The organism is Brevibacillus fortis, from assembly GCF_003013395.1.
Lineage (GTDB): Bacteria > Bacillota > Bacilli > Brevibacillales > Brevibacillaceae > Brevibacillus > Brevibacillus fortis.
Window position 1 is genome coordinate 84,302 of sequence record NZ_PXZM01000022.1, and the last position, 14,254, is coordinate 98,555.

Annotated in this window: 16 protein-coding genes and 1 other annotated feature; of the genes, 1 reads left to right on the forward strand and 15 read right to left on the reverse strand. The window is 47.9% G+C overall.

Annotation, left to right across the window (positions count from 1 at the left end):
• Window positions 1-16: 16 nt before the first annotated feature.
• From C7R93_RS13800 to C7R93_RS13835, 8 genes are all read right to left on the reverse strand, one after another.
• Entirely contained in the window at window positions 17-472 is a 456-nt protein-coding gene (locus C7R93_RS13800) for a helical membrane plugin domain-containing protein (RefSeq protein WP_007728644.1), read from the reverse strand.
• A 294-nt stretch (window positions 473-766) separates the two neighbouring features.
• A complete protein-coding gene (locus tag C7R93_RS13805) occupies window positions 767-1,432 on the reverse strand; it encodes a PilZ domain-containing protein (RefSeq protein ID WP_106839351.1) in 666 nt (221 codons plus the stop codon).
• An 8-nt stretch (window positions 1,433-1,440) separates the two neighbouring features.
• Window positions 1,441-2,718, reverse strand: coding sequence for a GTPase ObgE (gene obgE / locus C7R93_RS13810; protein ID WP_106839352.1), 1,278 nt, complete (start codon window positions 2,716-2,718; stop codon window positions 1,441-1,443).
• Window positions 2,719-2,731: 13 nt separating this feature from the next.
• Window positions 2,732-3,316, reverse strand: a complete 585-nt coding sequence (locus C7R93_RS13815; RefSeq protein ID WP_106839353.1) for a Spo0B C-terminal domain-containing protein — start codon at window positions 3,314-3,316, stop codon at window positions 2,732-2,734.
• A 108-nt stretch (window positions 3,317-3,424) separates the two neighbouring features.
• The gene (rpmA, locus tag C7R93_RS13820; protein ID WP_005832382.1) at window positions 3,425-3,718 is read right to left on the reverse strand and encodes a 50S ribosomal protein L27; all 294 of its coding nucleotides are present in this window, start codon (window positions 3,716-3,718) and stop codon (window positions 3,425-3,427) included.
• A gap of 7 nt (window positions 3,719-3,725) precedes the next feature.
• Entirely contained in the window at window positions 3,726-4,076 is a 351-nt protein-coding gene (locus C7R93_RS13825) for a ribosomal-processing cysteine protease Prp (RefSeq protein WP_048032113.1), read from the reverse strand.
• A 13-nt stretch (window positions 4,077-4,089) separates the two neighbouring features.
• Entirely contained in the window at window positions 4,090-4,401 is a 312-nt protein-coding gene (gene rplU, locus C7R93_RS13830) for a 50S ribosomal protein L21 (RefSeq protein ID WP_106839354.1), read from the reverse strand.
• Window positions 4,402-4,411: 10 nt separating this feature from the next.
• Window positions 4,412-4,490, reverse strand: a sequence feature (ribosomal protein L21 leader region).
• 57 nt (window positions 4,491-4,547) lie between these two features.
• Complete coding sequence (locus C7R93_RS13835; RefSeq protein WP_106839355.1) at window positions 4,548-6,023, reverse strand: Rne/Rng family ribonuclease; 1,476 nt, start codon at window positions 6,021-6,023, stop codon at window positions 4,548-4,550.
• 107 nt (window positions 6,024-6,130) lie between these two features.
• Here C7R93_RS13835 and aac(6')-35 point away from each other — a divergent pair, with 107 nt between their 5' ends.
• On the forward strand, window positions 6,131-6,670 hold the full coding sequence (gene aac(6')-35 / locus C7R93_RS13840; RefSeq protein WP_106839356.1) for an aminoglycoside 6'-N-acetyltransferase AAC(6')-35: 540 nt from the start codon (window positions 6,131-6,133) through the stop codon (window positions 6,668-6,670).
• A gap of 10 nt (window positions 6,671-6,680) precedes the next feature.
• On the opposite strand, the gene C7R93_RS13845 is transcribed toward aac(6')-35, so the two are convergent.
• The 7 genes from C7R93_RS13845 to C7R93_RS13875 form a co-directional block, all read right to left on the reverse strand.
• Window positions 6,681-7,517, reverse strand: coding sequence for a M50 family metallopeptidase (locus C7R93_RS13845; protein ID WP_106839357.1), 837 nt, complete (start codon window positions 7,515-7,517; stop codon window positions 6,681-6,683).
• On the reverse strand, window positions 7,510-8,295 hold the full coding sequence (locus tag C7R93_RS13850) for a M23 family metallopeptidase (RefSeq protein WP_106839358.1): 786 nt from the start codon (window positions 8,293-8,295) through the stop codon (window positions 7,510-7,512). Before C7R93_RS13850 ends, C7R93_RS13845 begins: the two co-directional genes overlap by 8 nt.
• A 158-nt stretch (window positions 8,296-8,453) precedes the next feature.
• Window positions 8,454-8,654, reverse strand: a complete 201-nt coding sequence (locus C7R93_RS13855) for a cold-shock protein (RefSeq protein ID WP_106839359.1) — start codon at window positions 8,652-8,654, stop codon at window positions 8,454-8,456.
• 310 nt (window positions 8,655-8,964) lie between these two features.
• Window positions 8,965-10,095, reverse strand: a complete 1,131-nt coding sequence (gene rodA / locus C7R93_RS13860; RefSeq protein ID WP_106839360.1) for a rod shape-determining protein RodA — start codon at window positions 10,093-10,095, stop codon at window positions 8,965-8,967.
• Between the two features lie 58 nt (window positions 10,096-10,153).
• A complete protein-coding gene (minD, locus tag C7R93_RS13865; RefSeq protein ID WP_106839361.1) occupies window positions 10,154-10,948 on the reverse strand; it encodes a septum site-determining protein MinD in 795 nt (264 codons plus the stop codon).
• 20 nt (window positions 10,949-10,968) lie between these two features.
• Complete coding sequence (gene minC, locus C7R93_RS13870) at window positions 10,969-11,646, reverse strand: septum site-determining protein MinC (protein ID WP_026042972.1); 678 nt, start codon at window positions 11,644-11,646, stop codon at window positions 10,969-10,971.
• 151 nt (window positions 11,647-11,797) lie between these two features.
• On the reverse strand, window positions 11,798-14,236 hold the full coding sequence (locus C7R93_RS13875) for a peptidoglycan D,D-transpeptidase FtsI family protein (RefSeq protein ID WP_106839362.1): 2,439 nt from the start codon (window positions 14,234-14,236) through the stop codon (window positions 11,798-11,800).
• Between the last annotated feature and the right edge of the window lie 18 nt (window positions 14,237-14,254).

Consider the following 14,254-nt stretch of genomic DNA (forward strand, 5'->3'; position numbering starts at 1 on the left):
TTCCATAATGAAAAAACTAGCGTTTTTGTTGTTGACGTTCTGCCGATACTTCCAAGAATGCTTGTGCGAAACGTAATGTTTTTTGTACTTGCGGATCTTTGAGCATTTTGAGAATACCGAACAAACCGATAGTAGACTCTTCTACGTGAACACGGTCATTGGCTTCAATGGCTGCTTGCGCAATACCTTTCGCTTTATCAGAGATCGGTTTTACGAACTCTTCCATTCCGCCTTTGATGTCGTCGATCAATACGTGATCATTTGCTACCGTTTGTACCAAATCATATGTTTTGGTCAAAAGAGTTGTCAGTTCCGCCAATTTAGGCAGGTTCGCCACCAATACGTTAAGTGACTCTTGGATTTCTGGTTTCATCAACTGATCAAGTACATCTTGTTGTTGCGCTGGTGCCAGAGTTGCAGTGCTTGCTACTTCAGCAGCAGCTTGAGCTTGTTGCGTAGTTGTTTGAGACATAAAAAAAACGTCCTCCTTTGCTTTGGAATAGAGGCCTTTCATTCTCGATGCCTGTTCATACGAGTAACGGCCGCTATTCTCCCTGAAAATCCGGTAATAAACTCGTTTGTAACATTTTTCACAAAGTTAAACAGACAACGGATTCGAATAATTAAAAGTGAATGATTTCACAAGAATTTATTCAGATGAAAGCGTACACAACAAATCCATTAAGTGAACAGGCTCGATTTAGAACTCTATGTACTCTACTATATACCTTCTTCACAGGAACATCAAAGGAAAAAAACCGCTTCCTTAGGAAGAAGCGGTAGTTGAGAGCTTTTTATAGTAATCTTTGATGAGTTCATGGTGCTTTTCATTGATATCTGTAAAGATTAATTCAATGATCGATTGTTTGTCTTGAAACGTTTTTTCCACGATTTTCGCCATCATGACGATCTCCTGCGCTTGCTTCGGTATCTTGAAAGACAAGTGGAGAAAATCGCCTTTCGACACATAACCGTCCGTTCCCAAAACAAGACGGGTAGGAGAAAATTTCAGCAACACTGCCTCGCCTTTTTCTTCGATCGGTCTAGCTCCCATCACCTTGTAAGGGACAGAAATACCGAGATCTGGGGAGATAGGATCCTGCTTACGCTTTGGTGTAATTTCTACCCCTACACTAATCGGAATCATCCCTAAAAGCTTGATTGGCCAAAGCGTTTGCTCCGAAACCACTTCCAAATCAATTGTGTTCACTGCCGCATCCGTTTCCCAACGAATGCGTACAGTTGATCCGAGGAGCTCTGCTTTCGTTTCAAGCTTCATCTCATAGGAAGCTACGAGATAACTGCCCTTTACATGTTCGACCAAAACTTGGACAGGTGACGTCACCTGTTTGGAGATGATTAGCGGTAGCATCGCACCGCGTTGGAGTCGTTTATCCCCCATAAAGGGATTCAGTGATGGGACATCAATCATGGTTTTTGTCACTCCACAAAGTCAAACTCTAATTTTCCGATCCGGACGGTATCCCCGTCTTTTGCTCCAAGCTTACGCAGAGCATCATCTACACCCATGCTGCGCATTTGTCTTGCAAAACGCTGGGCTGCATCATAGCTGTTCAGATTGGTCATGCGTACGAGCTTCTCAATTGCCTCGCCGCTGACGACAAACACTTCGCTATCACGCGTAATTTCGAATGCCTCTGGTTCTTTTTCTGCTCGGAAGACCACGCGCTCTTCCACTTCCGCAACTTCCTCGACAGCAGGCTTGTCCGGAATCGTCGCCAAGGTATCCCCAATCGCATACATCAATTCTTGTACGCCTTTACGGGTTGCAGCGGAAATCTCGTACACCTTAACATCTGGAGCCTTTTCCTTGAAAATCCGCAGGTTTTCCTCTGCTTCTGGCAGTTCCATTTTGTTCGCGACTACAATTTGCGGACGATCTTCGAACTTCAGGTTATACATAGTCAGCTCTCGGTTGATCTGCAAATAATCCTCGTACGGATCGCGTCCATCTACCGCTGCCATGTCAATCACATGGACGATCAAGCGCGTACGCTCTACGTGACGCAGGAATTGGTGACCAAGACCCACACCTTCGTGTGCCCCTTCAATCAATCCTGGCAAGTCAGCCAGCACGAAGCTCTGCTCGCCCAAGTCCACAACACCCAGATTCGGTGTCAGTGTTGTAAAGTGGTACGCAGCGATTTTTGGCTTCGCCGCAGTTACACTGGACAACAACGTGGATTTTCCGACACTCGGATAGCCAACCAAGCCCACATCAGCAATCAGCTTGAGCTCCATGACAATGTAACGCTCTTGACCTGGCTCTCCGTTCTCCGAGATGTGTGGGGCTGGATTCGAAGAGTTGGCAAAACGAATATTGCCTCGTCCACCACGTCCGCCTTTTGCAATCACAGCACGTTGTCCCTGCTCCACGAGATCGACAATCACTTCTTTGGTATCATCATCAATGACAGTTGTTCCCGGTGGCACGCGCACGACCATATCTTCCGCGCCTGCTCCGTGCTGAGATTTGTTGCGCCCATGCTCTCCGCGAGGTGCTTTGAAATGTCGTTGATAGCGGAAATCTACCAGTGTGCGCAGACCTTCATCCACGACAAACACGACATCTCCACCTAGACCGCCATCTCCACCTGCTGGACCTCCCAGCGGTACGTACTTCTCCCGGCGAAAGGAAACGGCTCCGTTACCACCGTCCCCGCCTTTTACATATACTTTTACCTGATCGACAAACATGGTGTCACCTCTTTCATTCCGCGAATGGGACCACCAATTTCAGGACCCATTCTTCTTCCGTATGTATCCACTCGGTGACCTCCACCGTACTCTGTTCGCTTTTACGTATCAGCTTTTCCAATTCTTCCATTCCGGATGCACGAAGTACACCGGCCAGGTCAAAACGAAAATGAACGCCACCCTCATCCATCTGCAAGCTTACCTGCATGCTGGCTGCTTCGTACCCGCTCTGGTCTACATGATCGTTCACTGTGCATAATATCTCTGACACCAACTGAAACAAGTCTTGCTCGTTCAAAACTACTCGCGTGAGATCCACATGATTGCACACGTCTACTTCTAAAAGCAATTCATTGTTCAGTGCATTAAATGTCAAGAAGAAGACGGACAACAAGGAGCTCTTCAATCGGGCAACCATCGATTCCTGCATCGCCATCTGTGCGATGCGCTTCAAATGGGCCTCTCCTTGTTCAGTACGGTTCAAATGCAAATAGCCGAGCAGAACCTGAACGTGGTTCAACCAGTCATGCCGCTGCCTGTTCAGAACGGTCAGCATTTGGTCTGTCTGATGCGTAAACAGCCTCCGCTCGTCCCCCATCACATTCACCCAAGTCGATAAGAATATCTTTCCCATCTATTGTACCATAAAAAAGAGCCGGACAAAAAGAAAACCCAGCTATATCGCTGGGTTTTTCTTAACAAATATTTACGCTTCAGAAGCAACTGGCTCGATCACAACTTGTTTGCGATCACGGCCCAGACGCTTGAAACGAACAACACCATCTGCAGTTGCAAACAGAGTGTCGTCTCCGCCTTTCATTACGTTCGCACCTGGGTAAATCTTTGTTCCGCGTTGACGAACGAGAATGTTACCAGCAGTAACGAATTGCCCGTCGCCACGTTTCACGCCCAGACGTTTGGAAATGGAATCGCGACCGTTCTTTGTGGAACCTACCCCTTTTTTCGATGCGAAAAACTGAAGGTCCAAGTTAAACAGCATGTTCATATCAGACACCTCCCTGCCATTTACGATCATTTACTTTTACGTATTTACCGTAATTCGCCTCAACTGACAAAAGAGCAATTACCATGCTCTCTGCCAAAAGCTGTTGTTTCTCGCGCGTAGCCTCATCATCCGAAGAAGAAAGACTCCACTTCAAGAACCCACCGCCTTCTTGTGCGACAGCGACATCAGGAGTGATGCCGGTCAAAGGTTGGATGGCGTTTAATATACCAAAGCTGATGCCTGATACAGCAGAACAAACGATGTCTGCCCCATAGGCACCCGCATTGGCATGTCCGGAAATACTAATTTCATGGATACCGTGCTGCGCACGGCTCACGATCACTTCAATCATAACAAGTCACCAATTAAGCGTTGATCTTTTCGATCACAACTTTAGTGAATGGTTGACGGTGACCTTGTTTGCGACGGTAGTTTTTCTTGGCTTTGTATTTGTACACGATAATTTTTGCAGCTTTACCGTGTTTTTCTACTTTACCAGTTACCGTAGCACCAGCTACTGTAGGAACTCCTGCAGTAACTTTGCCGTCTTTGTTTACGAGAAGAACCTTGTCAAAAGTAACTACTTCACCTTCAACGTCAGCCAATTTCTCGATGAAGAGAACTGCTCCCTCTTCAACTTTGTATTGCTTTCCACCGGTTTCGATAATTGCGTACACTGTGTGCACCTCCTATACTCAGACTCGCCTTTACAGGTGCGTCGACAAGCGACGGCTTATGTACCTGATTCGTGCGGTTACAGTATGCACGAGGCATATCTGCATGACAACCATTAGGTTATCATAGCTACAATAGCCCAGTCAAGTTATTTCGATTGTAAACGCTGTGCCTCTGCCCGATTTCCGACGTATCCAATTCGAAACTCGTCTGGGCTCATCACAGGGACAAGCTGCTTGTAGACATGGACAGGCCATGTAATTGCTTCTGCCCTTTCCCACTCCTCTATCATGTCCAACAATCTTGGCGGCATGTCCACGAGAACAGCCTCCGCATCCTGGCTCTTTGCCAATGCGGTAACTTCGGCGTACAAGCGCCGGAACAGCTCGTCTACACGCCAAACTCTCCCCTGTCCCTTACATGCAACACACGGCTCCGTCAGCCGCTCCGTCAGACTCGCACGGACTCTTTTCCGCGTCATCTCCACTAATCCAAGCGACGTCATCCCGAGAACAGTCGAAGGGACACGGTCTTTCGCCAGCTCTTGTTTCAATCGCGAGATCACTCGCTCCTTATTACTTTGCTCCTTCATGTCGATGAAATCAATGATCACGATGCCACCGATGTCTCGCAGCCGCAGCTGCCAGGCGATTTCCGTTGCCGCCTCCAAATTGGTCGCCGTCACTGCCTGCTCCCGCTGTTGCCCTCCCCCACCTGTGAACGAACCGGTATTTACATCGATGACCGTCATCGCTTCCGTCCTGTCGATGACCAAGGACCCTCCGCTCTTGAGCGGCACTTGACGATCACGAGCACGAGTCAGCTCCGCCTCTACACCCAAGAAGTCAAAGAGCGGCTGTTTGCCCTGATACCAGCGAAGCTTCTCTTGTACTTCCGGAGCAAAAGCAGCCACCGCCGCTTTTACCTGCTGATGAGTCGCCGCCCCTTCTACCAACAGCTCATCCATGCCATTTGCCAAGCCATCTCGGAGCGCCCCCTCAATCAACTCTGCATCCTGAAAAATCCGCCCGGTCGAGCGCAGTCCTTCCGCTGTTCGCAGCATGTCCTGCCAGCGATTACGCAAATAGGCCAATTCACTAATGAGTGCCTGCTCTTCTGCTTCCGCCGCTTCTGTGCGCAGAATACACCCTTCTCCTTGCTCTACTGTTGAAGAGATCACCTGTAACAGTCGTTTTCGTTTTGTATCATCGGTTATTTTACGTGAAAGCGATATGCCCTCTTCAGTCGGAAGGTACACCAGGAAACGACCCTGCAAGCTGATTCGCATCGTGATTTTTGGCGCCTTCATTTCCAACGCCTCTTTACTCACTTGAACCAATACCTTTTGCCCTGCGTGAACGCGTTCTGCAATGCTTGGTTTCGCTGCTCCACCTGACTCCATACCAATCGTATCATCTACGTACAAATAAGCATTTTGGTCTATACCGATATCAACAAAGGCGGATTGGATGCCAGGCTTCACATCCGCGATGCGTCCTTGGTAGATGTCGCCAACGCTTGCGTGTGCCCCCACATCCTGTGTACGCCATTCCTGCAATCTTCCGTTTTCCATAAATGCGATGCGGATGGTGCCACCTTGTGCACTTATCGCTATTTGCTTCACTGCCTTCACTCCTTATTCCCCGTACAAACGTTGCCCAAAAGAAGGATAACCGGGCTCATAGGAAGTAATCTAACATAGCTACCAAGTCAAGGTAAAGGAGATAATCCATGATTCATGCTGGTGATCTAAAAATAAGAGCCTTATCACCCAATGATACCGTTCACTTAGTCAAATGGCTTTCTGACGAGCGCGTTTTAGCCTATTATGAAGGTCGTGATCGGCCACATGACGAGACCCTTGTGCAACAAAGCTTTTTTCCAGAAGACGACGGTGAAACTCGCTGCCTGATTTTGTATGCGGACAAACCGATTGGGTATGCGCAATTTTATCCAATTGATGCCCCGGAAAAACAACTGTATGGGTATGCAAATGACGACGTTGTCTACGGCATGGACCAGTTCATCGGAGAGCCTGCTTACTGGAATCGCGGTATTGGCACTCAGCTCGTTAAAGCCATCCTCCACTTTCTCCACAAGGAAAAACGAGTACAAAAAGTAGCGATTGACCCGCAAGCCTGGAATGAACGAGCCCTGCGTTGCTATGAAAAATGCGACTTTCGAAAAGTAAAAGAGCTTCCTCTGCACGAATGGCACGAAGGAAGCATGCGTGATTGCTGGCTAATGGAATGGATCTCTCCTGCTGAGTAAGGACGAAAGACTAAAGGAGCTTGCCCACTGCCGCGTCGTGCTTCTGCTCAAACAGAAGGGCATACAGAAGCTGTTCCTCTGCCAAGAGACCCGCTCCTTGCACGTAGAAAAGATGGGAGCATCCCCGCCGCAGCTTATGTGAGACAGCCAGTACCGTTTCCTCGGGATGCACGCGTATCGCTTGAACGGCAGCTTCTTCTTGCTGCCGTTCGTATTTCTCCACAAGAAAGCGAAAAAATTGATAAGGAAACCGTAAAAATGCCTGAATGTTCAACGCCAATAAATAAATCCCGATCACTGCCAAATTGTACTTCAAATCCAAGCTGGACAACCCCACCATAATCCCCGCAAACAGCGTACTGCCTGTCATCGATATCATCGTCGCCTGCCTATACGACATAAACCAACAAAGAATGGCCAACAAAATTCTTCCGCCATCCAAGGGCCAGATTGGCAACAGGTTAAACAAAGCAATCGTCAAATTGCTTATCAAGAAAAAGCGAGCCCACTCCTCCGTCCATATTCCCATAAACCAAAACAAGTACGACGCAGCCATCATCACCATATTTAAGAAGGGCCCTGCGAGTGCCACGACAATCTCATCCATTGGGTCCGTGGCGTACGAGTCTTCCATCGTCGCTACTCCACCAAAAGGCAGAAGCTGCACTTCTTTTACGGTCCACCCGAGCTCACGCGCCATCGCAACATGCCCCAATTCATGGATCAGTACGATGACAAACAAGGTAATGACCTCCAAAAAATGGCCTGTCACCACGGACAAGCCGATCACCGCCCAAAATAGCAGGTGAATGCGAAACCGAATGTCCAGCCAGCCTCCCCTATTCAAACGGAATCACTTCCAGAGGATTGACAAATTGCTCATTCGCTTTCGCCCCTAAATACAGATGACGTGATGTCTGGTCCATTACTCGAGCAGTTCCGATGACTTGACCAGGCATAAGGACCTCGTCCTTCGCCACCCCTATACTATCGAGATTACCCAGCCATATTTCCCGCCCTTTGGTTAGACGGACAATCACTGTCGTCCCATAATCAGGCTTTTCTCCGACAAAAGCGACCCAGCCAGCTTCTCCAATCGTGATTTGATCGTTCATTCCCGTATGCAGGATCACATTTGCGCTCGCTGGATCATAGGATTTTACGACTTTCCAGCTGCTGGGGAGCTTCCACACAGCAGCTGCGTCCTTTGATGTACTCGTTGCTGGCACGGCAGGAGGACTCGTAGGTATCGTAGGAAGCATCGTGGGAATCGGACCAAATCTCGCTTCATACCAGTCCGCTACCCCAGAAAAATTAAAGTCCCGTGTCATGACTTCCCGCGCAGAGCTTTTCCAAGAGGCAGGGATCAGCGTTGTTTGAAACAAAACATAAGCAGCACCAATCAATAAGACAGATGCAAAAATTTGCACGCCCCACTTTTCATGGGACGGTGGCTGGTCCATCATATCGTTCTCGCGTGGCGAGTAACTGAATGGGTCTGGCGTTTCTTCGATGGGATCTTTCCAATCGTCGACGTAGGGAGTATAGCTGTCTCGTGACTGTGTGCGGATTCTTTCCAACCGCTCCCTCCGTCTTTCTTTTACTCGATCTACTCTTTCAAACATGTCCATCCCTCCGCAGGCCAAGCCTTTAGTATCATCCTATGACTTGTCTACCTGCTTTATGACGACCGTTGCCGCTCTCCAACGGCCCGGCATATCGGGCGAGAACACGCAAAAAAGACAGTCTCCCCATTGAGAGACTGCCTTTGAATCTGTCGATTTTACAGTTTAGTTACGCTAGCAGCTTGTGGTCCACGGCTACCTTGAACGATTTCGAACTCAACCTTTTGACCTTCGTCAAGAGATTTGAAACCTTCTGACTGGATTGCGCTGTAGTGTACGAATACGTCGTCGCCACCCTCAATTTGGATGAAGCCGTATCCTTTTTCTGCGTTAAACCATTTTACGATACCTTGTTGCATGAAACAAAACCTCCCTGAACATTACGCCCCACGAGGCGAAAGAGTGTAGCGTTAACCTCTTTTTTACAGATAAGCCTTTTGCGTCAAGGAAAAAAAGTCATACGAATTGGATTGACAATTGGTGACGTCACTCACAATACGTACGACTCCATACCAATCAATCAAACACTATAACTTGTAAAAATGGTTAACTTAGGATAATTTTAACATGAGTTTTTGCATTTGTCACGCATTTCATGAGTGTTCAAAAAGTCTTCCATTCGGCACCGAGAAATTGGCGTGAACCTGAAGACTTTTTGAACAGCCTCATTTAATCAAAACGTAACTTATCCTTGCGCATCCCAATATTGAGCACCACACCAATGATCAGGAAGTTGGTTAAGAGCGAACTCCCTCCGTAGCTAATGAACGGAAGTGGAATACCCGTAATCGGCATCAACTGAATCGTCATCCCAATGTTCTCGAAGATCTGGAAGGTAAGCATCCCTACGACACCTGCTACAACGTAGGAGCCGAACGGATCTTTAGCCTCCATCGCAATGCGGATCATTCGGTAAATCAAGACGAAAAACATAATCATCAGCAAGCCCGCTCCGACAAAGCCCAGCTTCTCTGCGATGACAGTAAAGATAAAATCACTTTCTCCTACCGGCACCCATCCAAAGCTCGCTTGCGTCGGCGTATCAATCCCTTTTCCGAATAATTGCCCTGAACCAATGGCAATCAATGCTTGCTTGAGCTGGAACCCTCGTCCCATCGGTTCAAGATCCGGGTTCATCCAAAACAGGATCCGATCCCATTGATACGGCTTGATAATCTTGAAAAAGATATCCTGCTTGTATTGATACAACAGCGTCATGGCGGCAAAGAAGCTGCCGACCAATCCTCCCATGTACAATACATGCCTCATCCGTATGCCACCCACGATTAGCATGGTGGCAAGCATTCCTGTAAAAACCATGGCCGTACCCAAATCGGGCTGAACCAAAATCAAAAGCAATGGTACACCAACCAAGGCCAATACCGGAATCAGCTTGTAAAAATAGTAAAACCGATCTGGCTCGTTTGCTCTCTTGGACAAGAAGCGAGCCACTGTTATTATCGTGAACAGCTTCATCGGTTCAGAAGGCTGAACCAACACAGGACCTAGGTCATACCAGCTCGTCGTATTGTTAATGGGCTTCGTTTGAAATACCCCAATCAAAAGAATCAGACCGAGAGCATATAAAACATAGGCCATGTTGTGGAATAGACGATAGTCAAATAGCAATGTCACCCCTAGCACAATAAAACCGATGACATACCAAAGGACCTGCTGATGCGCCTTATCTACACCTGCCGCAGAACCGGAAATCCCCAAATAGCTGAAGACACCCAGCCCTGCCAAAATCAAAATGATGGTCCAGTCAATTGTTTTTAGATGACGTTTTTCCAGGTCCATCCGTTTCCTCCTAGAAAACGTGACTCCCCTCTATAAAAAGAAGGGAGCCATGTATTACCTATTTTAATCCAAAGAATTTACGCATTTTGTGAAGCACACCCGCTTTTTCTTCCAATGGTTGTAATGGAACAGCTTCACCCAAAAGGCGACGAGCTACGTTCCGATACGCAATGGAAGCACGCGATTCGTGATTCATCACAGCCGGCTCACCTTGGTTCGCGGATTTAATGATATGATCATCATCCGGCACTACACCAATTAAGTCAATGGCTAACAAATCCAAAATGTCTTCTACATCCAGCATGTCGCCATTTTTCACCATGTGGGAGCGAACGCGATTGATTACTAGCTTAGGCATTCCGATTTTTTCACGCTCTAATAGGCCAATAATCCTATCAGCATCACGCACAGCGGCTTTTTCTGGTGTAGTCACGACGATCGCTTGATCAGCCCCTGCCACAGCATTGCGGAAGCCTTGCTCAATACCCGCAGGACAATCGATGATGACATAATCATATTCCCGCTTTAGTTGCGTGATGATTTCCTCCATCTGTTCGGGAGATACTGCTGACTTGTCTTTCGTTTGTGCAGCCGGAAGCAATGCCAGATTGTCAAACCGCTTGTCTTTGATCAGAGCTTGCGGCAGTCGGCATGCGCCTTCTGCAACGTCCACCAGATCATAAATAATTCGGTTCTCAAGTCCCATGACTACATCCAGATTGCGCAAGCCAATATCGGTATCTACCATGCACACTTTTTGTCCCAACAATGCGAGCGCAGTTCCCAAATTGGCGGAAGTGGTCGTCTTACCCACGCCGCCTTTACCGGAAGTTACGACAATTCCAATCCCCACGTCCGTTCCTCCTCTTTCCCTCAACCCTCACGCTTTTTCTCACCCAGATCAGGGCGGATTCGCGACAAGTAGTTCATTTTCGCTACCAGCATGATCTCATTTTCCAGATAGGCAAATTCTGTGCCTCCGGAATTATTCGTCCATTCCTCTCCCGGCTTGCTGATCACATCTGCAATCCGCAACTGGGTAGGACTCATGACTGCAGCCGCAATAATTACCTGTGAGTCACCGGAAATACCTGCGTGCGCGTACCCTCTGAGATGCCCCAGCACGTAGATGCTTCCTGTACTGCGAACCGTTCCCCCGGGATTGACATCCCCCAATAAGAGCAAATCACCGTCAAACTCCAGTACTTGCCCAGAGCGTACCGTATTTACCTGTATGGAAAAATGGGTTTTCAGGCGTTCAGCCATTGCTTCTTCCCGCGTGATCAAATCAGATTCGATTGTATGGATCACCAGGTTGCCCTTCGTTCGAATAATTTGAGTCAACTGCTCTTGTTGCTCGGGTGAGCAGTATCGTTTTCCCAATTTTATAGATACCCGTATGAGTGGCCCCGACAAAATCTGTTGGTGGCTATGCTCTATTTTTTCACGCATATCGGCCAGCAGTTCGTCGAAGGAACAGGTATCATCCATAAAGAAGACGAGACCCTCTTTAGTCCCTTTGATCGTGACCTTGCTTTTCACAGTCGTCACCGGTTTCACCTCGACCGATACCATTCGCCATGCAGAAAGATTTTTCCTGCTCTACGTGAAAAAATTGCCGAATTGGGTCAGATACTGGCACTTTACAAGAGCTGGACTCCATTATTCTCTTGGGCTTGATTGCTCTGGACAACCATCGTAGTTACTTCGAGGACGGTGGATTAGGCTTCGGAACCCCACCAGTAAGTACACCTGGATTCAATTCATTGTAAGCTTCGAGCAATCGACGTGAGATTGGACCTGTAGCATCAGAACTGGATGTACCGTCTCTCAAACTGTTCGGCGCAATGACGACGAAAACAAGTTGAGGATTTTCATAAGGCGCAAAGCCGACAACCAGTGCATTTTCCGCTGGCTGCGACGTTTGTGCCGTACCAGACTTGGCTGCAACCGTGAAGGGCAAACCATTAAATCGTTGAACGGTACCACCTGGCTGAGTAACCATCCGCATTCCTTCTTTTACTACCTGTATATGCTTCGGATCGATATCAACCCGGTTGAGCACTTGTGGTTCAATTACCGAGAGTGTTTGTCCCGGCTTTTTCGGATCGGTGGTTCCCGTGCGAATTTCTTTTACAAGGTGTGGGCGTATCCGGTACCCCCCATTGGCAATGGTTGAAACGTATTGGCCCAACTGCATCGGCGTGAACAGATCATATTGACCAATCATCACGTCCGCCAAGTTCCCGTAGTAAAGGTTTTGGTTTTCCCAACCGGTATGTTCATTCGGTAAGTCCACACCTGTTTTCACGCCAAGACCAAACTGGGCATTGTAGTAATCATAGACAGAAAACTGCTCCTCCCAGCCGTTTTTCCCTTTTCTTGCCAAGCGAATCGCCATTTCGTACATGTACGTATTGTTCGACACCTGCAAGGCACGTCGAGCGTTAACGGGTCCGTGACCACTTGCCTTCCAGTTACGTTTATACGTATTACCGACATTCAAGCCGCCTCGGTCATAGATGACTTCGTTCGGTGTAGTCAACCCTTCCTGAAGCGCAATCATGACAGACAAAGGCTTATACGTAGAAGCAGGTGGATACGGCGTATAAATGAACCGGTTTGATTCATTCGGCAAAATTAGAGAGGTGTAATTCTCGTTGAATTTCTTGCGGTCGTAATACAGATTCAAATTGTAATCTGGATAACTCGCCATCGCCAATATTTCACCCGTATTCGGATTCATCACCAATACGTGTGCGTCTTTAAATTCTTTGGGCGTAGTCGGGCGCTTCTTGAAAGATTCTACCTCTTCTTTCAAGATGGCCTCTACCTTGCTTTGATAACGCCAGTCCATCGCCAATACAAGATCGTTTCCTGGCTTAGGGGCTTGGTCTGGACGCATCTTTTTCTCTACCGTCTCCGAATTTTTGTTCACGTGCACTTCCATAATTCCGTTTTTGCCGCGCAAATAACGTTCATAGGAACTCTCCAAACCCGTTACACCGACTCGGTCGATAGCGTTGTAACCTTGTGCCTGGTACTCTTTCAAGCTCTCAGGGCGAATCGCATTGATGTACCCGAGAAAGTGAGTACCAAATGCCGAACCATCCGGGTCTTCGAAAATCTGGCGAACAGGCTCGAGTTCCACACTAATCCCCGGCAGTTCGGTGCGTCGTTCTTCGATTTGGAACATTTCCTGCTCCGTGATGTTGACTTTGACACGTCTAGGAATGTAGCTGGCCATCTGCGGCGAACGCATCTCCTGCAATAACGAGAGCTTGTGCCACTGAAATTGGCGTTGCTGCTCTGTCAACGGCAGTTTGATGTCCATATCGAACAACGAGGCATAGCGCAGCAAATCCATATCAGACTTCTCTGCTAAGCCTTCGGGTGTTGGCAAAACTTTGATCTGATCCTTCACTTTTTTGGCGAGATCGCTACGATCTTCCTTGTCCAATTTCAGTGTGAGGGTCATATTGGCGTTTATCGCCATCTTTAACAGCTCGAAATCCGTAGTGTTCGCTTCTGTAATAGCAGGTGTACCCGGCTTGGCAGCATTCAGTTTCTTAATAAGGTCTGCTCTCTCTTTGTCATCAAAGGGAGAACGAACGCGCATCCCGACATACACGGCAGTTTTTACCAGCTCAAAGTCCGACATCTGATCGACGGCCTCCACTTTCGGAACGGCTTTCAGCTTCGCCGCAACCTTTGCCTTGAGATCGCTTGTTTCCTGAGCATTAAAAGCAACGGGCAAGGTTGATTTCAGTTCGATCGTCTTCTTTAACAGTTCCTTATCCGTCCCAATTTTGCCGCCATCGGGGATGAGGATTTTTGCCAGACGATCCGCTACTTTCTCTTCATCAATGTCCTGCCCTTGTTCTTCTACGTATTGAACGGTGTACACAGGCTTATTCGAAACGAGTACCTCGCCATTTTTATCCAAAATACGGCCACGAGGAGCGGAAATCGGCAGTTCGCGAATACTAAACTTTTCCAATTCGTGCATGTACTGTTCGCCTTCCACCAGCTGCACAAAGGCTAGCCGCAAAATAATGGCGGCGAAGAACAAAAATACAATCACAAACAATATATTGAGCCGAATAGGTATGTCTGATTTCGGTTCTTTGACTTCTTCCACGAACTCTCCTCTCCTTTG